General features: G+C 61.5%; 19 protein-coding genes. 4 read left to right on the top strand and 15 right to left on the bottom strand.

All coding sequences use genetic code 11. The features are described 5' to 3' along the window. Positions 1-117: 117 nt before the first annotated feature. From AAF358_02680 to AAF358_02665, 4 genes are read right to left on the bottom strand one after another with little or no spacing between them, the layout of a single operon-like run. Positions 118-1,209 (bottom strand): NAD(P)-dependent alcohol dehydrogenase, encoded by a 1,092-nt coding sequence (locus AAF358_02680; GenBank protein MEM7704426.1) that lies wholly within the window; start codon positions 1,207-1,209, stop codon positions 118-120. 9 nt (positions 1,210-1,218) lie between these two features. Continuing rightward, positions 1,219-2,391 carry an FAD-dependent monooxygenase gene (locus AAF358_02675; GenBank protein MEM7704425.1) on the bottom strand — a complete coding sequence of 391 codons (1,173 nt, stop codon included), beginning with the start codon at positions 2,389-2,391 and terminating at the stop codon, positions 1,219-1,221. Beyond that, positions 2,388-3,977, bottom strand: a complete 1,590-nt coding sequence (locus AAF358_02670; protein ID MEM7704424.1) for an FAD-binding oxidoreductase — start codon at positions 3,975-3,977, stop codon at positions 2,388-2,390. Before AAF358_02670 ends, AAF358_02675 begins: the two co-directional genes overlap by 4 nt. Before the next feature lie 7 nt (positions 3,978-3,984). Further along, positions 3,985-5,049 (bottom strand): class I SAM-dependent methyltransferase, encoded by a 1,065-nt coding sequence (locus AAF358_02665; GenBank protein MEM7704423.1) that lies wholly within the window; start codon positions 5,047-5,049, stop codon positions 3,985-3,987. Positions 5,050-5,200: 151 nt separating this feature from the next. Here AAF358_02665 and AAF358_02660 point away from each other — a divergent pair, with 151 nt between their 5' ends. Then, positions 5,201-6,127: a LysR family transcriptional regulator gene (locus AAF358_02660; GenBank protein ID MEM7704422.1), complete on the top strand. Its 927-nt coding sequence runs from the start codon at positions 5,201-5,203 to the stop codon at positions 6,125-6,127. Between the two features lie 11 nt (positions 6,128-6,138). On the opposite strand, the gene AAF358_02655 is transcribed toward AAF358_02660, so the two are convergent. Together AAF358_02655 and AAF358_02650 are read right to left on the bottom strand one after the other, a co-directional pair. Further along, complete coding sequence (locus AAF358_02655; GenBank protein ID MEM7704421.1) at positions 6,139-6,468, bottom strand: hypothetical protein; 330 nt, start codon at positions 6,466-6,468, stop codon at positions 6,139-6,141. Further along, complete coding sequence (locus AAF358_02650) at positions 6,465-7,406, bottom strand: phytanoyl-CoA dioxygenase family protein (GenBank protein MEM7704420.1); 942 nt, start codon at positions 7,404-7,406, stop codon at positions 6,465-6,467. The genes AAF358_02655 and AAF358_02650 overlap by 4 nt, the downstream gene beginning before the upstream one ends. A 235-nt stretch (positions 7,407-7,641) precedes the next feature. Between AAF358_02650 and AAF358_02645 the strand changes: the two genes are divergently transcribed. Further along, a complete protein-coding gene (locus tag AAF358_02645) occupies positions 7,642-8,451 on the top strand; it encodes an alpha/beta fold hydrolase (protein MEM7704419.1) in 810 nt (269 codons plus the stop codon). 4 nt (positions 8,452-8,455) lie between these two features. Here AAF358_02645 and AAF358_02640 read toward each other — a convergent pair whose 3' ends face one another. Beyond that, positions 8,456-9,043, bottom strand: a complete 588-nt coding sequence (locus AAF358_02640; GenBank protein MEM7704418.1) for a TetR/AcrR family transcriptional regulator — start codon at positions 9,041-9,043, stop codon at positions 8,456-8,458. Between the two features lie 144 nt (positions 9,044-9,187). Between AAF358_02640 and AAF358_02635 the strand changes: the two genes are divergently transcribed. Then, positions 9,188-10,084: a haloalkane dehalogenase gene (locus tag AAF358_02635; protein MEM7704417.1), complete on the top strand. Its 897-nt coding sequence runs from the start codon at positions 9,188-9,190 to the stop codon at positions 10,082-10,084. Here AAF358_02635 and AAF358_02630 read toward each other — a convergent pair. From AAF358_02630 to AAF358_02610, 5 genes are read right to left on the bottom strand one after another with little or no spacing between them, the layout of a single operon-like run. Next, entirely contained in the window at positions 10,073-11,647 is a 1,575-nt protein-coding gene (locus AAF358_02630) for an FAD-binding oxidoreductase (GenBank protein ID MEM7704416.1), read from the bottom strand. The genes AAF358_02635 and AAF358_02630 overlap by 12 nt on opposite strands. 3 nt (positions 11,648-11,650) lie before the next feature. After that, on the bottom strand, positions 11,651-11,977 hold the full coding sequence (locus AAF358_02625) for a hypothetical protein (protein MEM7704415.1): 327 nt from the start codon (positions 11,975-11,977) through the stop codon (positions 11,651-11,653). Continuing rightward, positions 11,974-13,059, bottom strand: coding sequence for a class I SAM-dependent methyltransferase (locus AAF358_02620; GenBank protein ID MEM7704414.1), 1,086 nt, complete (start codon positions 13,057-13,059; stop codon positions 11,974-11,976). The genes AAF358_02625 and AAF358_02620 overlap by 4 nt, the downstream gene beginning before the upstream one ends. Then, on the bottom strand, positions 13,056-14,423 hold the full coding sequence (locus AAF358_02615; GenBank protein MEM7704413.1) for an MFS transporter: 1,368 nt from the start codon (positions 14,421-14,423) through the stop codon (positions 13,056-13,058). The genes AAF358_02620 and AAF358_02615 overlap by 4 nt, the downstream gene beginning before the upstream one ends. A gap of 26 nt (positions 14,424-14,449) precedes the next feature. Further along, a complete protein-coding gene (locus AAF358_02610) occupies positions 14,450-14,953 on the bottom strand; it encodes a nuclear transport factor 2 family protein (protein MEM7704412.1) in 504 nt (167 codons plus the stop codon). A gap of 275 nt (positions 14,954-15,228) precedes the next feature. On the opposite strand from AAF358_02610, the gene AAF358_02605 reads away from it, so the two are divergent. Then, positions 15,229-17,682 carry a TonB-dependent receptor gene (locus AAF358_02605; GenBank protein MEM7704411.1) on the top strand — a complete coding sequence of 818 codons (2,454 nt, stop codon included), beginning with the start codon at positions 15,229-15,231 and terminating at the stop codon, positions 17,680-17,682. Positions 17,683-17,718: 36 nt separating this feature from the next. Here the strand turns inward: AAF358_02605 and AAF358_02600 are convergent, their stop codons facing one another. The 3 genes from AAF358_02600 to AAF358_02590 are packed head-to-tail and all read right to left on the bottom strand — an operon-like array spanning position 17,719 to position 22,128. Beyond that, on the bottom strand, positions 17,719-18,915 hold the full coding sequence (locus AAF358_02600) for a serine hydrolase (GenBank protein ID MEM7704410.1): 1,197 nt from the start codon (positions 18,913-18,915) through the stop codon (positions 17,719-17,721). Next, on the bottom strand, positions 18,912-20,246 hold the full coding sequence (locus AAF358_02595) for an MFS transporter (protein ID MEM7704409.1): 1,335 nt from the start codon (positions 20,244-20,246) through the stop codon (positions 18,912-18,914). Before AAF358_02595 ends, AAF358_02600 begins: the two co-directional genes overlap by 4 nt. Then, positions 20,236-22,128 (bottom strand): propionyl-CoA synthetase, encoded by a 1,893-nt coding sequence (locus tag AAF358_02590; protein MEM7704408.1) that lies wholly within the window; start codon positions 22,126-22,128, stop codon positions 20,236-20,238. The genes AAF358_02595 and AAF358_02590 overlap by 11 nt, the downstream gene beginning before the upstream one ends. Positions 22,129-22,181 lie beyond the last annotated feature (53 nt).

Raw genomic sequence — 22,181 nt, 5'->3', positions numbered from 1 at the left:
TTGGATGGTTAACGGGCTCTCCGGGGTCAGGGCTCTCCGGGGTCAAAATTGCCCGGGGTCAGAGTAAAGGGTCAGAGTAAGCGCTGCTTACTCTGACCCTTTACTCTGACCCCATGTTTATTGCATCAGCAGGACCGGCTTCACCGAGGTGCCCTGTTCCAGATCCTTGAGTGCCTGGTTGATTTCCTCGAACGGGTATCGAGTGACGAGCTTGTCGAGCGGCAGCCGGCCGTCGCGGTACCAGTCGTAAAGCTGGGGAATATATTCCTGAGGACGGCTTGATCCCTCCAACACGCCCGTCACGGTTCGGCCCAGCGCCAGATCGGCACCTTTGAAGTGAAAACCCTCCATCCAGTTTGGGATGGTGACAATGCCGGTATGACCCCCCATGCGGGTGCAGCTGATAGACGCGTGGAAGGTATCGACCGTACCCGCGGTTTCGAGCGCGTAGTCAGCGCCGCCGCGGGTGATTTCGAGGATGTGTTCTGTGGGGTTGTCCCGACCGTCCAGGCAGTGGGTGGCGCCGAGCTCCTTTGCCAGAGTCAGGCGATCGGGATTGATATCGACCGCAATAATGGTTTCGCAGCCGCGCAGCTTGGCCGCCATGATCCCGCTGAGGCCCACCGCACCGCTGCCGAAGCAAACGAAGCTCGAACCTGGTTCAACGTCCAGCGTGTTGGTGACCGCGCCGGCGCCGGTCTGTACCCCGCAGCCCAGCGGCGCCAGCAGATCGGGTGGAGCCGCCGGGTCGTCAATGCGGATCGCATTTCGCTCGGTGACCAGCGCGTGGGTGGCAAAGCTCGACTGGCAGAAAAACGAACCGTGTACGCCATCACCTTCTGTGGTGGCGAGCGTCAGCTCACCCTGAGGGTTCTTGCCGCTGAAGTTCAGGTCCATCATGTGGTGGCAGTGCGACGGTAGATCGCGCTCGCAGTTGCCGCAGTCCCCGCACGAACCAAACGTCAGGACCACAAGATCTCCGGGGCTGAGGCCTTTCACATTCGGCCCGCAGCTTAAGACTCGGCCGCAGCCCTCGTGGCCTAACACCGAGGGTAAAGGGTGAAAGGCCTGCATGCCGATATCGGTATGGCATATCCCGCAGGCCAGGATTTCGACGAGCAATTCGCCGGCTCCGGGATCGGCCAATTCCAGCTCCCGAAACGCCAGCGGCTGCTCTCGTTGCTCGAAGACGGCGGCTTTGATCTGCATCAGGAGGGCCTACAGCGCAACGGTGCCAGGATCATAAAGCGTCATTCCGAGCGTGTCCTCGGTTACCACAGGCTCACTCTTGTAAAGCGTTTTGTGGGCGGTCATGAGTCGCTCACCGCCTGCGAGCGACTCGCGGTGGATCTCGGTGACTCGCTCGTAGCGTGCCGCCTGGTAGCGCTGCAGGGCCTCGTCGAGGCTAGCAAACTCGGTCAGTGCTCGGGCCAGAATCACCGCATCCTCGATGGCGGTGGCTGCACCCAGGCCAAACCATGGCAGCATCGGATGGGCGGCGTCACCGAGCACCGCTACCCGGCCGTCCACCCAGCGAGGCAGCGGCTGGCGTTCGAACAGACCCCAGCGGAAACACTCTTCTTGTAAGAATGAGTCCAGCACCTGCGTCACATCCGGATGAAAATCCGCAAACGCGGCTCTTAGCTCGCTCAGATCGCCTTTCTCCATCCAGCCTTCCGCCTGCCACTCCGATTCCCGGGTGAAGGCCACGCAGTTCTGGATCTGCCCTTTGCGCACCGGGTAACGCACAAAGATCCGATCGGGCCCGACAAACACGTTGGACTCCGGCAGCAGGTCACAGCCGGCGAGCCGTTCGGTGGGAATCAGGCCACGCCAAGCCACGATGCCCGAGTAGTTGGCCCCGAGCTCGCCGAACACCTGGCCGCGAGTCACCGATCGCAGCCCGTCGGAGGCAACCACCAGCGCTGCGTCGACGGGTGCCCGCTCCTCAAACGACAGCGTGACGCCATCACCCGACTGGCTGATGTCGGCTAGCCGGTGACCCAAGCGCACGCAGTCGGGTGCATGAGCTTTGAGCGCGTCCAGCAAAATGGCCTGTAGATCCGCTCGATGCATCTGCAGGTAGCTTGCGCCGAACTGGCTGGCGGTGTTGTGCCGATCGATGGTCACCAGCGGCTGACCCGTCTGGTAGTGGCGGGTGTACTGCTCCATCGGCTCGTCGGCGAGCTCAACGATCGCCGGCTCAACGCCCAGGAAGCGCAGTCCCTTGACCGCATTGGGCGCCAGTGAGATCCCCGCGCCAACTTCGCTATGCTCAATCGCCTGCTCGTAGACCACCGGCTTTTCGCCGGCCCGGGCCAGCCCAAGGGCGAGCGTGAGCCCGCCGATACCGCCCCCCACGATCGCGATTTCCCCCTGTGTACCGCTCATAGTCCGAGTGCTCCCGGGTTAACCAGTCGATTCGGGTCCAGGCCATCGCGAAGATCGGTCAGCAGCTTGAGCGCCGCTGGATTTCGATCTTTCGTAAACGGGTAGGCCCGGCCGATCTGGAAGTGGATGGCGCCATGCCGATAGAAAATCTCGATGGTCTCCTGGCGGATTTCCTCGACCAGCGCCCGACCTTCGGGATTGTCCTCTGGTTCGGCCACCGACGATAAGATTTCGTCGGCCGTATGTTTTTGATGCAGCTGCGGCCAGGAGTCCGGCCAGTAGATCACACACTCGTAGAGGAAGCCGGCTGAGCCGGTGGTGGCGTAGACGATGTACACCTCTACCCCGTGCTCGCTGCAGCGGTCCTGAATGCTGTCCAGGTACGCTCGATAATCGTTGTGCAAAGGGTCGGCGCTGGAGTAGGGCACCACCCCATGCAGCGGGAGCAGTCGGCGGTTTTCCGGACCGAGCAGCATCGGATCAGGGAACGGCTCAGCACGGGTGAATTCCGCCACGGTATCGGCTACCTCGATGCCAAGGTCGCCGATCTCCTGGCGAATTCTTCCTAGCATCCACTTTAGCTCCGCGCTGTCTGTTCCCTCGGTCAGAAAATTGACCAGAAACTGGGAGCGGTCCATGAAGCGTCGCCCGTTTAGCGCGACCTTCAGAATCTTGCGCAAGCCGGCGATCGGGTTAGACGCAGAGCGGAAAAGCGTCAGTAGCTGGCCCAGGTCGCTCTTCAGATCGGGCGGGCCCGCCACGCGTTTCACCAGCCCGGTTTCGGCGCCGAAGATTTCGGTCGCCAGCTTGTAGCGGGAGACTCGCCGTACGGCTTCCACCAGATCGCTGAATTGTGTAAAGGAAAACGACAGGCCGCGCCCCGTGGCGGGAATGGGCTCAAGCCGCATCGTGATGGCGGTTTTGATACCCAGCGCGCCAGCGTCACCGCACACCAACCCGGTCAGGTCCGGACCGTACTCCCGATAGAAGGCGCTGTGGCCCGGCTGGCCGCCTGAGCCGGTGTGCAGAATCTCGCCGGATCCGAGCACCAGCTCAATGCCGAGCGCCGCGGCCATGGAAGGGCCGTTTCTGGAGGATCCGAAGGTCACGGCACCCTGGGCCATGGCGCCGCCCACCGTCGACAGCTTGCCCGACATCGGGCCCCAGAAAATCGGCCGGACGCCGTGGGGCTCCAGCGCTGCGTTCAGGCTCTTCCAGGTGCAGCCGGCTTCGACCGTGACGTACAGGTCGTGCGCGTTGATTTCCCGCACCTGATCCATGCTCGCCATGTCCAGCGTGAGGGCGCCAGCTTCTTCCGGGTAGTAGGCGTCGGTATACGACATGCCGCCGCCGCGGACGTAGAGCGGAAGCTGATGCGCGTTGGCGACCTTGACCAGCGCAGACACCTCCTGCGTTGTCTGGGGTCGGGCAACCGCCAACGGTTCAGCGCCGGCTCGATACACGTCCTGGGACATAAGTTCCAGCGTCTCGGGGCTCAAATCGAGCGAGCCGCGCTCCATGCACGAGGCCAAGGCCTTGAGCAGCTGATCGGTATCCGACCCCATCGGATCGACGGGCTGGTTCACTGTGCCGTTACTCCGGTTTTACGGCGGTGGTCATGGAGAGGAACGTGGGGGTTGGCCCCTGCTCGATCTGCTCAAAGTGCTGCGACTCGAGCAGCCCCTTGAAGTCGCTGGCCACAAACGCCGGCGAATAAGGTTCACAGTTGTACTGCGCGTCAAACGCCAGCCACATACGATTGGGTGCCGGAAAATTCGTGCCGTTCGGCGCGTCGATCACCGTGAAGGTGCCGCCCGGGCGCAGGATGCGTCGGACTTCCGCCACAATTTCCTCAAAACTGAACTGCGGGACCTCGTGAAACAGGATGTAGGCAAAGACGGCGTCGACGCTGCTGTCCTCAAAGGGCGTCGCCTCAGCCAACGCGTGCTGGAAGTGTACGTCGCTGCCGAGTTCGGTGGCCCGCAGGTGAGCGTAACGGAGCAGCGGCAAACCGATATCCAGGCCCCAGATGTCCGCATCGGGGTGGCGGGTCTTGAGTGCTGTGGTGCACTGCCCGATGGAGCAGCCCAGGTCGACGATACGACTCAGCTGGCCGTCGGCGGGCTGGCGGAGCATATCGGCGTACAGATCATGCAGCTCGTCGTGATCGTTGTCACCCTGGTAAAAGACGTTGGTGCCGTGGTGGAACACAAACCCCGCCAGCTCGTCTCGGCAGTAGCCACCGGGCTGCAAATGAATGTTTTCGCAGGCGGAGTCGGGAACCACGAGCGACTCGTCGCGGTGCAGGCGTCCCGGGAAGTTTTGCTCCGCGCGATCGAGCAGGTCTACCCAATGCTGGCGGTCGCGGCTGTAGCTTTCAAAGCTCTTGTCCCAGGTCATCCGCTGCTGGCTTCGCATCACCCGCTTCCAGCTGTTTGCCGCAGGCAGCGAGTCGACGACAGGCGCGAGTTCTGAATAGTCGCAGGAAGCTCCTGCGTCCGGCAGGCCGGCAGCGCCCGCGCCCGCTACCAGCTGTCCGGCAACCTCCGGAAACCACTCGCGGATCGCAAAGTTTCGGACCTGGGTCAGGTAGTCGGCGTAGCTGTCGTCTTCCAGCCGCGGCTGGCGGGGTGCTTTACCCACGCTATTTCGTTCCATGGTAGGCTTTCCACTCAATTTTTTTGTCGTTCGACAGACTACTAAAAGCGCCAGAACCCAGCCAATTGATGGGCTGTATGAGACCATACCCGGCGTCGATGGAGCGATCGTTGCGGGCCTGTTGAACCGCCCTAACCGAGGTAAGGCCAAGATGGATATTCGCCAGCTAAAACACTTTGTTGCGGTTTTTGAACAGCGCAACCTGTCAAAGGCGGCTGAAGCGATTCCCCTGAGTCAGCCTGCACTTACCCGCAGCATGAAAACCCTCGAAGATCAGCTGGGCGTTGAGCTGTTCGAGCGTCATGCCCGCGGCGCCACGCCCACCGCGGCCGGGGAACGGCTATACCATCACGCCAAGTCGATTCTCGCCGAGTGCGCGCGAGCGCGCCGCGACGCGCAGCAGCCGGTTGGTGAACTTGCCGGGTCCGTGGCGCTGGGGGTTGGTGCTCTATTTGCGACTCGGATTATCGACGACATGATCGGTCGTTTTTGCGGCAGCCATCCCAAGGTGCGCGTGCATCTTCAGCAGGGATACTTCGAAGACCTCATTAACGCCCTGGATCTGGGTCAGATTGAGGTGGCGTTCAGCAACTTCCCGCTGCTGGCGCTTCCTGACTCGATGGAATTTGAGCCGCTGGTGCAGGTGTACACCAGCGTCTTTGCCGCCAGCACTCATCCGCTCGCAGCGCAGGAAGATCCACCGCTGGAGGAGCTACGGGACGCCCGCTGGGCGTCGGTAGACCAGCCTCATGCGCTGGAGGTGCTCGACTCGCTGTTTATTTCCGCAGGGATTGCGGCGCCGCGGCCGGCGCTGCAGGCCAACTCGCTGACGTTGATCAAATCGCTGGTGATGTCCGGCGGTTTTGTCGGGCTGATCCCCGACCATCTCGTGCGCCAGGAGCTGGCAGATGGGACGGTGACCCGCCTCAACGTGCGCGGGGTGCCCCTCATCCGCAGCGCCGGATTGATCACCCGGAAAGAAGCCTTTCAGCGGCCGGTGGCCAACGCCCTGGCGGAAGAGATTCGTCAGTCCATCAAGCTGGAAGTGGACGAGGTGCAGGCCGCGGAATCAGCCTGAACGCGGGCCGACTAGGCTGAAGCCGCGCCGATTTTCTTCAGCGACTCAAAAACCCGTTTTGTCATCTCTGCCAGCGCCTCGTCGCGGCTCTCCCGCTGCTCTGGCGTGAGCTGGTAGCTCTCGATTTCGTCGGCCGTCACCAGACCCTTCTCCTGCAGCAGAGCCTCTAAGGTGCGGCGCCGATCGCGCTCAATCCAAAGCTCGCCACCCAGCGCCAGGACTGACTCCATCATGGCGTCCATCAGTGGATGCGGCAGAAACGACGGTTCCTGTCCGGCCTCCGGCATCCCGATAGCGGCTACCTGTTCGGCTGCCGCGCTGGCTTTGTCCTCCGGCGTCACCCTGCCACCGCCTCGCTTTTGTGCTTCGCCTGAAGCCGCTTGAACTCTTCGAACTCGTTGACGTCGTCGCGGCGGGTCTTGGACCAGCTGGTCGCAAAGCCTCGCGGGAAGTGAGCATCACCATCTCGCTGCCCGTCTTCGGACCAAAGCGTTGGGATGCAGGGTCCGGCTGGCACCTCACCGACAATCATCTCGTCGACGCTAACGCCGGCGAGGCTCAGGCAATCGGGCCGGGGCTTCCAGCGGATGTCATCGCCAAACACCCGCACGGAAATGGCGATTCGCCAGTCGTCGGCGGTGTTGCCGTGGGAGTAGTGCAGGGTCCACGGATGGACAATCAGGATATCGCCTGGCTCCATCGCCCACTGCTTGAACGTGAAGTTCGGATCACCGCGTCGCGCTTCGCCGTCAGGATGCAGCGGCCGGTCTTCCGGCCGGATCATCTGGCGCCCGTTGGGTGAAAACAGCCAGTAGGGAACGTCCTCATGCTGGGTACCCAAGATGCACTCCAGCGAGTTTTCCTCGGCGACCGGCGTGAGCGGGATCCAGATTGAGGGCACCATAACGCCACTGGTGGGCCAGCCCATCCGGTCGTTATGCCAGATCGTGGCCTCGTTCGAGCGTGGTCCTTTGGCGAAGATTTCGTCGAAGAAAAATTTCGCGTAGCTGGATCGCATGACGCGGGCCGCAGCCTCGGCGACCGGCGAGCTAAATACAAAGTCGCGGAACTCTGGCACGGTGCGCGACATATAGCGGCCTGGGTAGCTGGGCAGCAGGCCGAAGTCCTCTTTGTCGATCGTAATGCGTCGAGCGACCGGCAGCAGGCGGTTAACCCAGGTGCTGTCAAACACCTGGCGCAGGCAAACGACACCGTCGCGCTCGTAGGTAGTGATCTCTTCTTCTGTGATTGGCCGGCAGGCCTGGGGTGTGGTGTTCATCGTTTCACCATAGCCAGAATTTTTCCGGGTGCTAATGTAGCTAGCGACGCCAAGAAGCTCCAATTCATATGTCGGGTTGTGCCATAGGTTAAGTGCATGGAACTCCCTCGCCAACATGGATGATTGCCGCCGATTGATCCATGCGCCTAGCGTATGGCGAAACAGGTAATTTTGATTGGTTCAACGGCGCGGCCCGAGTCAACCTGCACCTTTTAGGTACTCAGCAGGACAACAGGTGACCGATCGCGCGAACATGGTGGATGTGGGGGAGGCCGAGATCTATACCGAAACCCATGGTGAAGGTGAGCCTTTGCTGCTCATCGCCGGCCTGGGTGGAAAAGGGTCGTTCTGGCACAAGCAGGTATCGATGCTTGCAGATCGGTTCAGCGTGATCCTCCACGACCATCGCGGCGTCGGCAACAGTTCGCCGGCACCGGTTGTCACCAGTTCGCAGGAAATGGCGCAGGATGTCCTGGCACTGATGGACGCGATGGGTCTGGAATCCGCCCACGTTGTCGGGCACTCCACCGGCGGCGCTATCGGTCAACACATGGCCCTGATGCAGCCACATCGGGTCAAGTCGCTGGTGCTGAGCGCCAGCTGGCCGGGTCCCACGCAGCTGTTTGTCGACACCTTTCGCACCCGCCGGGATATCCTGATCAATTGCGGTGTGCGCCAGTACATGATGGTGGGCAGCCTGCTGGCATCACCGGCGTGGTCGATTGCGCCGACCTATCCGGGCATCGATGAATACCTGAAGCAGAGAATCGAAACGTTTCCCGGCCTGGAGATTGAGCTCGCCCGACTGAATGCGGTGATGACCCACGATCTTCGGTACCGGCTGAAAGACATCACGGTACCTACCGGCGTGATTTCGGCGCGGGACGACTGCCTGACCTCACCGGATATGTCGGACGAGCTGGCCACGCTCATCCCCGGCGCCAAGCAGGTGATGCTGCCCGAAGGTGGCCATTTTTGCCCGATGACGGTGACGGAGCGCTACAACCAGGAGCTGTCGGATCTAATCGACGCCATCAGCGGCTAGTCTTTCAGGTGTCGTCGGTAAGGGCCATCGTCAGACTGGTGATGACGTCGGTGACACTCTCCACGTTCAGCGGCAGCGACGATGCCGTGATTGAATAACCTTCGATGTACGGCAGCAGGAGGCTGACGATGCGCTGCTCCCGTTCTTTTGAGCCGTCGGAGCCCAGCACCGCTTGCCCTAGCAGCGAACAGAGGTTTTGGTAGTACCTCTCCATTTCGACCCGAACCGCCTCATTACGTGTTGCGATGGCCCATAGTTCCCGAAAGACGCGGCACATATCCGACAATTCGGTTCCGTGGTGCAGGACTTCGGTGAGCAAGCGGTGGATTCGATCGCGTTGGTTGAGTTCGGAGCCTCCCTCGGTGATCTTCGCAAGCTCGTTTTCACACTGCTTGAAGTACACCCCAACCATCGCTGTCAGCACATCGTCTTTCGCTTTGAAGTAGTACTGCACATTGCTCAGCCGCATCCCGGAGGATTCGGCGAGCTTGCGCATCGTCAGCCCGGCGTCTCCCTGTTCTTTCATGATCTGTAGCGCGCAGTCCAGGATCTTTTGCTGCTTGGGTGTCCGGTTGTCAGATGCTTTCGACATGAAGAGGTAAGGGGTTGTATCCGGTTTCGCTTAAGGTTGGCACTTGGAATGGTTGCGCTCGGCAATATAGCAGGTGATTGACCGAGTAGGTCAACTGACCTATTATTTTAGGTCAAACGACCTAGACTGCCTGAGAATAACCCTTTGCTCAACAAAATCCGAACGCCTGATTCTCGCTTCGAGAACCTACCCGACTATCCGTTTGAGCCCCATTACGTGGAGGATCTTCCCGGATTTGAGGGGCTGCGAGGCCACTATCTCGATGAAGGACCGGCCGATGCTGAGGAGGTCTTTCTATGCCTCCATGGAGAGCCGACCTGGAGCTATCTTTATCGAAAGATGATTCCGGTGTTTACCCGAAACGGGATTCGCGTTGTCGCGCCCGATCTGATCGGTTTCGGCAAATCGGATAAGCCGACAGACGAAGAAACCTATACCTTCAAATTCCACCGCGACTACCTTTTGGCGCTGCTGGCCCAACTCAATCTCACCAATGTCACCCTGGTCTGTCAGGACTGGGGCGGCCTGCTGGGCTTAACGCTCCCCATGACCAATCCGGAGCGGTTCAAACGGTTGCTCATCATGAACACGGTTCTGATGACAAACTCGGCAACCAACCCGGCTTTCGAATCGTGGAAGGCGGACATAACAACCGATGAAGATATCGATCTGGCCCCATTCATGCGGCGTTACGAACCGGTCATCAACGAGCTCGAGGCTGCCGCCTACGCCGCGCCTTTTCCGACGCGAGCGTACAAAGCAGGTGTCTACAAATTTCCTAAGCTAGTCGGCCAGGACGCCTATGGAATCGAGACGTCAAAAAAGGCCGCTGAGTTTTGGTCGACTCAATGGCAGGGTGAATCGTTTATGGCGGTAGGTATGAAGGACAAGATGTTGGGGCCGGCCGTTATGGGACACATGCAGCAGGTCATTAACGGATGTCCCCCGCCCATGGAAATCGAAGACGCCGGCCACTTTGTCCAGGAGCACGGCGAGCCGATTGCTGAGAGGGCACTGGCGGCGTTCGGGCTAGAGTCCTAGGGCCCCGGGATTAATCAAGCCTCGCGGATCAACCCGGCGCTTCAGGTCCTGCAGCAAGCCGAGCCCAACCGGATCCCTGTCTCTAAGCACCGGATAAACACGGCCGATCTGCAGGTGCACACCGCCATGCTCGAACGCCTTTTCGATCATCACCTGGCGGATCGCGTCGGCTAGCTCCCTCGCTTCGACGTCCGGCTTTCGATCGGCAACGCCCTCCAGTACCGCCTCGGACGTATGGCGGCGATGGAATTCATCCACCGCGTCATCCCAGGCAATCACCGGCTCATAGAGGAAGCCGGTGGTGCCCACCGTGGCCAGCGCCGCGGTCACCGTCATATGGCTTGCCTCCATGTCTGGCCGTAGCGGTTCGATGGCCTCAAAAAACGCCTGATGAAAGGGGATTGCGCCGTCGAGCGGCAGGATGGTGCTCGGAGGCAGCTGTCGCTGGCCCGTAGGTGACAGCATGTCGTACTTCAGGAATGGATCCGCGCGAAGCGCAATCGGCACGGTGTTGGCGATTTCCACGCCGTGGCCGCCTACCGCCTGGCGCACTGCCTGGGCGTAGCCGTTCAGCTGAGTCTGGTTGGCGCCTTCGAGCACGTAGTGAAAGCTGAACTCGACGTCTTTCAGGAAGCGCCGGCCGGCCGCGGCTACCTTGGCCATGCGCAACATCCCGTCGACGACCCCTGAGCCGGTGCGGCCGATTTTCCATAGCGTCTTGAGATCCTGCCCAAGCGATACCTGGCTGGCGGCCGCAATCGCCTTGGACTCGGGCATGCCGAAGTTGTCTGCCGCAATGCCGAGCCTCGCCACCTCAGCGGCTGCCTCCGCCGCCTTGTCAAAAGAGGTAAAGCCAAACGACAGGCCGATCATTCGCTCGGGACGCCTAATCAGCCGCAGCGTAATGGCGCTCTTGACGCCCAGCGCGCCGCAGTCGCTTAAAAATAGCCCCGTCAGATCCGGGCCGTAGTTGCGGAAGAAAGGGTGATGGTTGGGTTGGCCGGATGCGCCGGTGCGCACTCTCTGCCCGTCGGCCAGCACCACCTCGAGGTCCAGGACCGATTCGCTCGACACGCCATACTTACCCGAACCCCAGCTCAAGGTTCCCTGGGAAACTGATCCGCCGACCGTTGCGTTGAGTCCTGAGAAGGGCCCCCAGAACGGCGTACGCAACTTGAGCGGCGCCAGCGCTTTGTCGAGCTCAGCCCAGGTGCAGCCTGGCTCGACAGTGACGTACATCTTTTGTTCGTCGATCTTCAGCACGCGGTTCATGGATCGAAGATCCAATGTGATGCCGGTTTGGCTGGGCGTATAGCCGTCGGTGTAGGAGTAGCCGCCGCCGCGAGGAAATACGGCAAGACCGCTACCCGTTGCGGTTGCCACCACGCGTGACAATTCGTCTGCATTTCGCGGGGCCACTACGGCAAGCGCGTCGACACCCTTGCGAAAGTAGTCCTGCGAAAAGTAGTCGAGTTCGCCGGCATCGGTCGTGACGCCGTCGGCCCCAACGATGTTGGCAAAGTCCGATGCGTCAAAGCCAGTGATGGGTGCGGTTGCGGCCATAGGTCAGGGTTGCTTTTTCAGCGTGTCCAGATCGAGCTTCTTTCGGTGGCCGGCGCCGACGATGCGCGCGACCAGCTGGTCGCGCTCGCGATCCAGGTCTTCGGCCAGGTCCGCCGGCAGCTCAAAATCATCAATGGCACCCGCTTTGAGAATACCGGCCTGCGTCAGCAGATACTCCAGCACGGTGACCCGGTCCCGCAAAATCCAGAGCTCCGACAGAAGCTCGGTTTGGCTGAGGGCAAGCGCGTCGAGTTCCGGCGTCGACAGGTAGGGTTTGTCGGGCCGCTTTGCGGCCTCCGGCATGGTGCCGTTCTTCAGGTCATCGCTCATCGCGGCTTGCGGCCTCGGGTGACCCAGGGATAGCGGGTGTCCTGCAGCGGATACTCCTCAACGTCCACGAACCCAATTTCCGACATGGCTTGCGCCAGGTTAAAGATCCCGGCCTCGGTGAAATAAGGCTCGGATCGATTTTCCGTTTCCCAGTCCAGCATGACCGCCTGAAAGGGTCCAACCGCACGAAACGGCGGCGGGTCGGAAATGACCATCTCACCCCCAGGTTCAAGAATGCGAAACATCTCCTTGAGCACGTCGACGCTGACTTCGGGCGGCAGCTCATGATGCAGTGCGTAAGAGATGACACCGTCGACGCTGCCGCCGGCCTGCGATGTTTGCCGAGCATCCTCCTGCCACAGCTCCACCGGGATGCCGGTTTTGTCGCTGAATTTTAGCCCGTTGATCAGGACCTGTGCTGATAGATCGCCGCCGATCAGTTTGGCGTCGGGGAAACGCTCTCGACAGAGCCCCAGCGTGCCCGACCCGCCGCAGCCAGGGTCGTAGATGCACTTTAGGTTGTCGCTGCGAAATTGCTGGATCACGTCCCGACGCTGCTGCAGCAAATTGTCGCCGACGGCCACCGCGGCAAAGCCGCCGCGGGCGAAGACGTAGGGGATAAAACCGGAGAACGCCATCGCGGCGGATAGATCGTAACCGTCGAGACCTCCCGGCTGCAGGTGCCATTCCACGCCCTGGTAATAATCGGGCATCTCGAGCTCAGGATTCAGATGAAGCCGTGGATCGCTCGCGGGCGGCGCCGTGGGTGCAACCTTGGTGAAGACCTCTCGCCGGCGTTCCACGCCGGTGATCGCCCGCACCCAGTTTTCTTCAGCCACGTAGCGCTGATAAAGCCGATTGAAGCGGAACGCGGGGGATCGCTCCACCACCTCGCGGGCTTGGTCGATTCGCTGCAGCCAGCCATTCCGATCGGTGTCTTGCTGGAAATCGCGCGTCAGCACCGGCGCTTCGACTGCGTCATCAAAATCCGTCTCCGCCTGCTGCTGCAATTCGGTCGAGGAAAACACCTGGAGTGAACCCAGAAACTGCAGGCCGGCCCTGGCGCGCTGATCAACGTTCATGAACTTACCTTCGCGGACTGTGGCGGATTATCGGGCAAGGTATAGCGACTCAGAAAGAAAAACGCTAGTACGTAGACCGCCGCCGGCAGCCAGATCATTCCGATGCTAACCGCCAAAGCCGCGCTGTCGGGCTGCTGGTCGAGCGGCAGCGTCTTGTCGAAACCCATGTTGCTGAGCAGTAACCCAAGCGCCAGCGGGCCGACGGAATAGCCAAGACGTTCAACAAAAACATAGACCGACGTGTAAAGCCCCTCGCGGTTGCGACCGGTGATCTTCCGGTCATAGTCGATGGTATCCAGCCACATGGTCTGACTGTTCAGCAAAATGGCTGAGGAAAATACGCCGACCAATATCCCCCGCACGATGACAATGGGGTAAGCGTTCTCCGGCGTGGCTACCAGCCACAAGAGCGTGGCAAAGATGTCTCCGACCAGGCCAATCATGAAACCGGTCTTTTTGGAGATTCGACCGCTCATCCAGCGCCAGAACGGGACAAACGTGAGAATCGAGGCGGTTGTGACGAGGCCAAAAACCGACAAGAGGTTGAAGGTCTGCTTGAGCACCACCGTGACAAAGAAGGCAAACGTGCTGGCGGAGGCGGCGATCGCAATGAACTGCAGTACCTTGACCGCCACCAGCGTCATAAAAGGCTTGTTGCTCAGCAGCGAGCGGACCTCCTCGCGGAACGGTGTCTCGGTGGGCGTATGTTCTGTGCTGTTGGCCGATCGGGTTCCCAGAAAGGTCCACATCATGGCGACGAAGATCACCGCACCGGCGATGAAGCCCAGCTGCTGGTAAGCGTCAGCATCGCCGCCGAGCCAGGTAATCAGCGCCGGCGCGCCCGCGTTTCCCAGAAGGCCACCCAGCATCATGAACACAACGCGAAAACTCATGATCTGAATCCGGCGAGCGCGGTCGCTGGTCATCTCCACCGGCATCGCCAGGTAAGGTACGTTGAAGATGGAAAAGCCCAACGAATAAAGCACGAGGACGCCAGTAGCAACGGCCACCGGCGGCAGGCTGGCCGTCAGCAAATGCGTTGAATACACCAGCGGCAGCGAAATGCCGCAGACAATTGCGCCTAGCAACAGGTAGGGTCGACGTCGACCCATCTGGGTTTTGGTTCGGTCTGTCACCCAGCCGATCAGCGGATCGCTGAATGCATCGATGATCCGTGCGCCGGCAACAATGCTTCCGGCTACGGCGGCATCGAGACCGACGATGGTGGTCAGATAAACGAGAATCAGCGCGGTCACCGTGTTGAGGTAACCGATCGTGCCGAGTGACCCGATTCCCCAGGACAGGCGCGTCCCGAACCCGAGTGCGCGCGCGTCGGTGGGGGCTCCGCTAGCGGTCGTGTCCACGGTCGATCAACTCAGCTGACAGGCGATTAGGCTTCGGGTGGTTTAGTACGACCAAGTGCGCCGACCAGCCGCCATTCCCCTTCTTCCCGAGTCCACACGTGAATGATTTCGAAGCGCTGATCCACCGCTTCTCCCGTCGGCATGCGCGTCCGGTGGGTGCTGTAGTAGATGACGGCGGTATCACCGGAGAAGGTGATATCCCCGAAGGTCATCGTGAGTTCTTCTTCTTTATATTGGATGAATCCTTTTGCGCCTTCGCGCAGCTTCTCCAGCCCGCTGGGTTGATCCCAGCCCGGCGGCCAGCCCATGTAGTGCTCGGACGTGTTGTTGATATAGGTCTGTAGGTCACCATCACCGCGGGCGGCGTAGATCGCCTGCTCTTTGCCCCAGATCTCTTCCCGGGCAGCGTCCAGATCATAGCTGTCCTCAGCGTCGCCAGATTGGCTGGCGCATCCGTACAGGAAACCCGCCAGCAACAGGGCAACGAGTGCCAATGCTCGTCTGGCGCGAGCTGTTGTCATGAGGGTCATAGGGTAACTCCGAGGAACGCAGCGCCACACCATACCCCAGCGATCGCGGGGCGCCTCATGCAATTTAGCTATGGCGCAACGAGCCCCACGAATAATGCCGCTGTCAACATACTGAAGCAGTCAGAAGCCGGACTGTCAGCGATCATATACATGCGTGCTGCTTATCCTGGCTTCCACCCTTTGCATTGGTATTTGCCGTCGCTTTGCGACTGAATAGCGGCTTCGCAAATGCCGGCCGGCACCGCTTTGCCGTCCGTCGCCAACGAGGTGCAATAATGAAAACCACACGCCTTTACCGATCATCATCCCGGGATCTGCAGAGGGTAAATCGCCGCCGTCGCTCATCCGTTCTCCGGCCCGGTCTGCTGGCAAGCGCCGTTGGGGCGGCGCTGCTCGGCGGTGGATTAACGCCAACCATCTCGATGGCTCAGGAAGGCGCGGAGGTGGCCACCGAAGGTACGCTGGAGACCGTCCTGGTCACCGCCCGACGTCGGGCCGAAAGTCTCCAGGACGTACCGCTCGGCATCACCGCGTTTGACGCCGACGCCATCAAGCGCCGCAACATCACCGAGCTGGACGACGTGGCCCGCTTCACTGCCGGCTTCGCGTTCGAGGATTTCGACGGCGGCAACGGCGGGCCGGTGATCCGAAGCCAGCCCACTATCAACGTCACGTCGCGCGAGCAAACGACGGCCACCTTTCTTGACGGGATTTACCTGCCTCGCTCTTGGCTGGTTGATCTCGGTGTGAGCAATCTGCAGCGGATCGAAATTGTGAAAGGGCCGCAGAGCGCTCGCTACGGGCGAAACGCTTTTGCCGGCGCGATTAACTACATCCCGCAGAAAGCCGGTGGCGACCTGGATGGCGAGCTTACGCTGACGGGCGGTTCCGATGAGCGCTTCGACTACGGCGGCGCCATTTCCATTCCGGTGATTGAGGACAAGCTCTATCTTCGCGCGAGCTTCGATCACACCGAGTTCGACGGCAGCTGGAGAAATGATCACCCGGATGCCAATCGTGGCATCAGCCCGGGAACCGAAGGCAACGTTGGGGGGTGGGACACCGACACTTACAGCCTCAACGTGCTGTTCAACGCCACCGAAGACCTGACGCTGGATCTGTCTTACTACGGCTTCGATCGCGAAGAAGAGGCGCGTGCGTCGCAGTGGCGCAGTACCGGTCTGGGTCAGGGCAACTGCGGCTCCTTTCTGAACGGAGGGTTTCGGCTGTTCTGCGGTCAGCCGCCGGCGCCCGCCGACTCGGTGCTGGTTCAGCCGCGCGGCTTTAGCCGGCAATCCGGTGGCGACATCATTCGCTTCGAGGCCGACTATCAGATCAACGAGACGTTCTCGTTCAACTTCCTGTTTGGCAACGTCGACGCCGACACGCTGTCTGCGGTTTCTGCCGAATCCGATCCGGTCAACTGCGGCACCATCCTGTCGCCGTTCATCATCCAGGGCGGCGTAAGCCTGTGTAACTTCCAGGCCAGCCCCCTGGGTGAGGTGGACTATGATTCTTACGAGCTTCGCCTCGATATCGACAACGGCGGGCCGTGGACGGGGTCGGTCGGGGCGTTTATCGGCGACGGGACGGACAACAACTTTTTTGTGAGTGTGAGCCAGCCGGCCGACTCCATTTCGCCGCTGAACATCACCCGGGACTCCACCGGGTTTCTCCTCGGCGGGTTCCCTTTTAACCCCGATGCGTTTGGCAACCTCGTCGTGCGCGACGACGAGACGGTGACCGAGGTGGCCTCGGTTTTTGGTGAGGTGAATTACGCGTTTGCCAACGGCAAAACCCGCCTTGGGCTTGAGGCGCGGTTCACCAATGAGGACATCACCACCACGGGCCTTAGCAACGGGCTGGTGCTGTCCCGGGACGATGATTTCATTACGCCGCGGATCACGCTCGAGCACGACCTGAGTGACGATACGCTGCTGTATGGCACCATCGCTCGCGGCGCCAAGGCCGGCGGCTTCAACTCCGGCGCCATTGAGGAGCCCGAGCGCACCTTCGATTCGGAGTTCAATACCACCTTTGAAGTTGGCGCCAAAAACACGCTGCTCGGTGGCGCGGCCGTCTTGAACGCGGCGCTCTATTACACCGACTGGAGCGACATGCAGGTGACGGCGGCAGACCCCAACGGCAGCATTTTGAACACGGCCATCACGCTCAACTTCGGTGACGCGTCAATCTGGGGTCTGGAGCTGGAGGGTTCCTGGCTGGTCAACGACAACCTAAGCCTGGACGCCTCGTTTGCCTACAGCGAGGCGGAATATGACAACGCCACTGACACGGTTTTTGCTCGGATTGCCGGGCCCTTCACCGCGCCGCCCTGCGACGACATCGTCTGCTCCTCTGATGGTGACGTGAGCGGCAACCGTCTTCCGCGTACGCCAACGACACAGATTGCCGTCGGCGGCCAGTGGCGTTCATCGCTCGATGCGTGGGGTGCCGACTACTTCGTGCGCGCTGACGTCGCCTATCAATCGTCTTTCTTCGGCGATACGATCAACGCCGCCCAGTTCCCGAGCCGAACGGTCGCAAACCTTCGCACCGGACTGGAGTTTGGCAACATCGATGTGGCGCTCTGGGCCCGCAACCTGACCGATGAGAAGTACGCGTCCAACGCGCTGACCATCATCCAGGCCGCCGGCTCAAACCTTCAGGGAGCCTACTACGGCGAACGCCGCACCTACGGCATCACCGCCACCTATCGGTTCCGTTAAGCGGAGGCAAACGCTTCGCCCTGTTTCGCGCCCTGGCTATCGTCTCGATGCCAGGGCGCGGACAACCCGGTTTGGCAGCTGGGCGTCATCCCAATCCATGCGCATCTCACCGACCCGCACGATCACCAGCTCCTCTTCGCGGCTCACGTATACGCGCTGTCCGCCAATGCCGTCCATAAAAAACCAGTCGTCTTTTAGGTACGGTTCACTCTGGGCGACGTTGAGACCCTGCTGTTCTTCGTTGTAGTAGCGCGTTGGAATCCGATTGCGGCCGAGCCAGATCTGCCAGCCGTATCCATCCTGCGCGGCAGAAGGTGTTAGCAGCTCAGCAAGGGCGGTTTCGCTGATGAGCTGCTCATCAAACAGCCGGCCCCGATCTTTGAGTAGCAGCCCAAGGCGTAGCCAATCGCGCGGCCGAGCCAGGAGCGCCGTGTAGGTTCGCGGGAAACCGTCCGCCTCGTTGTACCAGACAAACGCGTCCGCAGCGCCGATGGGGCGCCATAGATATTCCGACAGGAACGCCTCGTACTTGAGGCCACTTGCCCGCTCCAGGATCAGCCCCAGTGTCTGGCTGTCGGCGTTTGAGTAGGAGAAGTGTTTGCCGGGTTCGCGCGCCAGCGGTCGGCTGAGCACGGTAGTTCGCGCGCTCTCACCGTCCGTAAAAAACTTGAATCGCGGCGACTCGGCTCCGCCCTCGACCGAAAGAGGTTCGAGACCGCTGCTCATGGTCAGCAGGTGTCGAAGGGTCACTGCCTGGCGTGGGTCGTTCCGCCATTCGGTCAGAAAGGTGGTGGCCGGAACGTCGGCATGTTCAATTAAGCCTCGGTCGATGGCCGCCGCCAGCGCCAACGCCATCGCCGATTTGTGCATGGAGGCCGACTCGGAGCGAAGTTCAGCATCAAAGCCGGGGAAGTAGTGTTCGAGCAGCAGCGAGTCGCGATGCCAGATGAGCAGCGCGTAGCTTTGCATGTCCCTTGCGTAGGTCAGCGCATCCTCGAACAGCGTTTCCGCTGACCCACCGCTGGCGTCCGGCAGTACGCGGAGCGCCCCGGATACCGTGCCCAGGGGCTTCTGTACCCAGCGAGCGTTGGCAAACGAGGAAGGGTCTAGCTGCTCTTCGGTCTTGGGGGCAGCGTCCTGTCGCTCGACGGGACTGCAGGCCACGGCCAACGCGGCCGCCGCCAGGAGTGGCGTGAGCCAGACGCCACGTTCAGTCAGTCGCCAAATCCTCACTGCTGATCTTCGGCCAGCCGTTCCCGCAGCGGCTTCCACCCGACCGTCGCCAGCCCGGCGCCGATGAGCAGAAGCACCGGTACGGTGATCGCCAGCGAGTAGTTGATGGCGTCCGGTCTCTTGAAAAGGTTGTCGGTGAGCATCGCGACTACCCAGGGGCCGCCAGATTGGCCCACCAGATTTGCGACCAGCAGGTAAAGCGCCACAAGCTGCGCCCGGAAGTAGGGCGGCGCAATGATGGGGATTGTTGCCGGGCCGGGCCCAAACGGCATGGTGCCAAAAAACATGGCGGGTGCCAGGAGCCAGATTGCCAACGTGCCGTCGGTAACCAGCATGGCGGCCAGCGCAAAGGGAATACAGCCGAGGGCGGCGATGGCGGCCGTCCGCAGGTTGGCGTCGTGGTAGCCGCGCTTAAAGAGAAAATCGGTGACCCAGCCGCCGGCCACCACGCCAGCGGTGCCGCCGATCATAAACAGCAGCCCCTGAGCCGCACCGATCTCGGCAGCCGTCCATTCGTGCACGCGGATAAAGTAGGCGGGCACCCAGGCGCCGAGCGCAAACTGCGCCGCAGCCATCATGGATATACCCACAAACACCGCTAGAAACAGTCGCCCGTTATCCAGGCAAAAGCGGATGGCGTGGCTGAATCCCTGTCGATATTGCTCCGCGTCTGTCCGGGCCTTGGCGGTTGCGCGCCGCGGCGGCTCCTTCACCGACAGAAAAAACCAGAGCGCCACCGGCAGACCGGGGAGAGCACCCAGGATGAAGGCTGACTGCCAGGGCTCTCGATCGCCGAGGAAAGCCAGCATGCTGTCATCCACCGGGTTGTCCAGCGCCCTGATGATGATCCCACCTACCATCAGGGCAATGCCGCCACCCAGAAAGCTCGACGCGGTGTACACGCTTAAAGGTCGGGCCAGGCGGCGCGGTTTGAACATGTCCGCCAGGAGCGAAAAGCCCGCCGGGGTCAGCACGGCTTCGCCGATGCCGACCGCCATGCGGGCGGCAAACAGCTGGGCGTAGGTCTCGGCAAGGCCGCAGGCGATCGCGGCCAGCGTCCAGGCGACGATCCCGATGGCAATCAGGTTGCGACGATTCTTGCTGTCTGCCAGTCGCCCGAGGGGAATCGCCACGATGGCGTAAAACATCGCAAAGGCAAAACCCTGCAGGAGGCTGATCTGAGTATCGCTGACCACCAGATCGGCGCGGATGTCCTCCACCAGCAGATTGATGATCTGCCGATCGATGTTGGCGACCACGCCGCAGACGCAGAGCACAAAGACTACATACCAGCCGAACCGCTCGGCTGGGTAGTTCGGTTCATCCGACACTAGGGTTGCCCGGATGACGCAGCTGCGTGCTGATCTCGTTCAGAATCTCCGGGTCGTCGATCGTGGCTGGCACGCTATAAGGCTCACCGTCGGCAATCTTGGCCAGCGTGCCGCGGAGAATCTTGCCCGAGCGGGTTTTCGGCAGGCGCTTAACGACCACCGCGCGTTTAAAGGCGGCAACGGCACCCACATGCTGACGAACAAGCGCCACGCATTCGTCGATCAAAGTTTGCGGATCGGTGCTGCTGTCCGCCTGCGTGCAGATGAATCCCATCGGAAGCTGACCTTTGAGCTTGTCTTTGATGCCTGTGACCGCGCACTCGGCGACCGCCGGATGCAGCGCGATCACCTCTTCGATGGCTCCCGTGGAGAGGCGGTGCCCGGCGACGTTGATGATGTCGTCGGTGCGTGTCATGACATAGAGATAACCCTCTTCATCGAGGTATCCCGCGTCACCCGTTTCGTAGTAGCCCGGAAACGTTGTCAGGTAGGCCTCCTGGAAGCGGTCTTCAGCCTGCCACAGGCCGGCCAGCGCGCCAGGACCCAGCGGCAGGCGGACCACAATCGCGCCGGTATCGCCGGCGGGCACGGGCTCCCCCTCGGGGTCAACCACCTGGACATCCCAGCCCGGCATCGGCTTGCCGGCTGAGCCGGGACGGATGTCGACCAGCCCCGCGCCGAGCGTGTTGCCGGCTACGGACCAGCCGGTTTCGGTTTGCCACCAGTGATCGATGACCGGCACGCCAAGCTGTTCGCCGGCCCAATTGAGGGTCGGGGGATCGCAGCGTTCGCCCGCGACAAAAAGCCCGGTGAAGTGGCTCAGGTCGCTCGCCTTGATGAATTCTCCGTCCGGGTCCTCGCGGCGGATCGCCCGAATGGCGGTGGGTGCCGTAAACAGCGCTTTGACCCGATGGCGTTCGATGATCCGCCAGAACACGCCGGCATCCGGCGTGCCGACCGGCTTTCCTTCGAACATCACGGTGGTCGCGCCCCGCAGCAGCGGCGCATAGATAATGTACGAGTGGCCCACGACCCAGCCGATGTCGGACGCCGCCCAGAAGGTGTCGCCGGCATCGATGTCGTAGATGGCCTTCATCGACCAGTGCAGTGCGACTGCGTGACCGCCGTTGTCTCGAACGATGCCTTTGGGTTGGCCGGTGGTGCCCGAGGTGTAAAGCAGGTAGAGCGGATCGGTCGCCGCCACCGGGACGCAGTCCGCGGGCTCAGCGCCGTCCTGGAACTCATGCCAGTCCAGATCAATGTCGCGGTTCAGCTCGGCGGCCTGCTCCTCACGCTGCAGCACCACGTGCCGCTCCGGCGTATGCCTTGCGAGGTCGATCGCGTCATCAAGCAGCGGCTTGTAAAACACCGTTCGGCCAGGCTCCAGGCCGCAGCTGGCGCTGATAATGAGCTTAGGGGTCGCGTCGTCGATACGGGTTGCCACCTCGCGCGCGGCGAAGCCGCCAAACACCACCGAGTGAACGGCGCCGATGCGAGCGCAGGCCAGAACGGCAAACGCGGCTTCCGGCACCATCGGCATGTAGATGAGTACGCGGTCGCCGGTCACCACGCCGCTGCGCTGCATCGCACCGGCCAGCCGCGCAACGGCCGTCTGCAGTTCGCTGTAGGTGTAGGTTTCCTGCCGGCCGGTCATGGTGGATTCAAACAGCAGCGCCGGCTGGTCGCCGCGCCCACCGTCAGCGTGACGGTCGACCGCGTTGTAGCAGGTGTTGAGCCGAGCGCCGGGGAACCAACGGCCGGCACCCTGGCTTGGTTCAAGCACCGACGTCCAGGGCTCGACCCAGTCGATGCCGGTGGCTGCCTCAGCCCAGAAAGCCTCGGGGTCCCGGCGCCAACGCTGGCGGACGTCTGCGTAACTCACTGGCTGGACCCTTCGTTGAACAGGCGAGAAAAGTATCATGATACTCAGGGGCC

This window comes from Pseudomonadota bacterium (assembly GCA_039033415.1).
Taxonomy (GTDB): Bacteria; Pseudomonadota; Gammaproteobacteria; order Xanthomonadales; family SZUA-38; genus JANQOZ01.
This window is presented reverse-complemented; position numbering and strand designations above follow the sequence as displayed.

Coding starts and splice junctions, on each gene's coding strand:
- AAF358_02680 (MEM7704426.1), bottom strand. CDS start 1,209: ATGCAGATCAAAGCCGCCGTCTTCGAGCAACGAGAGCAGCCGCTGGCG.
- AAF358_02675 (MEM7704425.1), bottom strand. CDS start 2,391: ATGAGCGGTACACAGGGGGAAATCGCGATCGTGGGGGGCGGTATCGGC.
- AAF358_02665 (MEM7704423.1), bottom strand. CDS start 5,049: ATGGAACGAAATAGCGTGGGTAAAGCACCCCGCCAGCCGCGGCTGGAA.
- AAF358_02660 (MEM7704422.1), top strand. CDS start 5,201: ATGGATATTCGCCAGCTAAAACACTTTGTTGCGGTTTTTGAACAGCGC.
- AAF358_02650 (MEM7704420.1), bottom strand. CDS start 7,406: ATGAACACCACACCCCAGGCCTGCCGGCCAATCACAGAAGAAGAGATC.
- AAF358_02640 (MEM7704418.1), bottom strand. CDS start 9,043: ATGTCGAAAGCATCTGACAACCGGACACCCAAGCAGCAAAAGATCCTG.
- AAF358_02630 (MEM7704416.1), bottom strand. CDS start 11,647: ATGGCCGCAACCGCACCCATCACTGGCTTTGACGCATCGGACTTTGCC.
- AAF358_02625 (MEM7704415.1), bottom strand. CDS start 11,977: ATGAGCGATGACCTGAAGAACGGCACCATGCCGGAGGCCGCAAAGCGG.
- AAF358_02620 (MEM7704414.1), bottom strand. CDS start 13,059: ATGAACGTTGATCAGCGCGCCAGGGCCGGCCTGCAGTTTCTGGGTTCA.
- AAF358_02610 (MEM7704412.1), bottom strand. CDS start 14,953: ATGACCCTCATGACAACAGCTCGCGCCAGACGAGCATTGGCACTCGTT.
- AAF358_02605 (MEM7704411.1), top strand. CDS start 15,229: ATGAAAACCACACGCCTTTACCGATCATCATCCCGGGATCTGCAGAGG.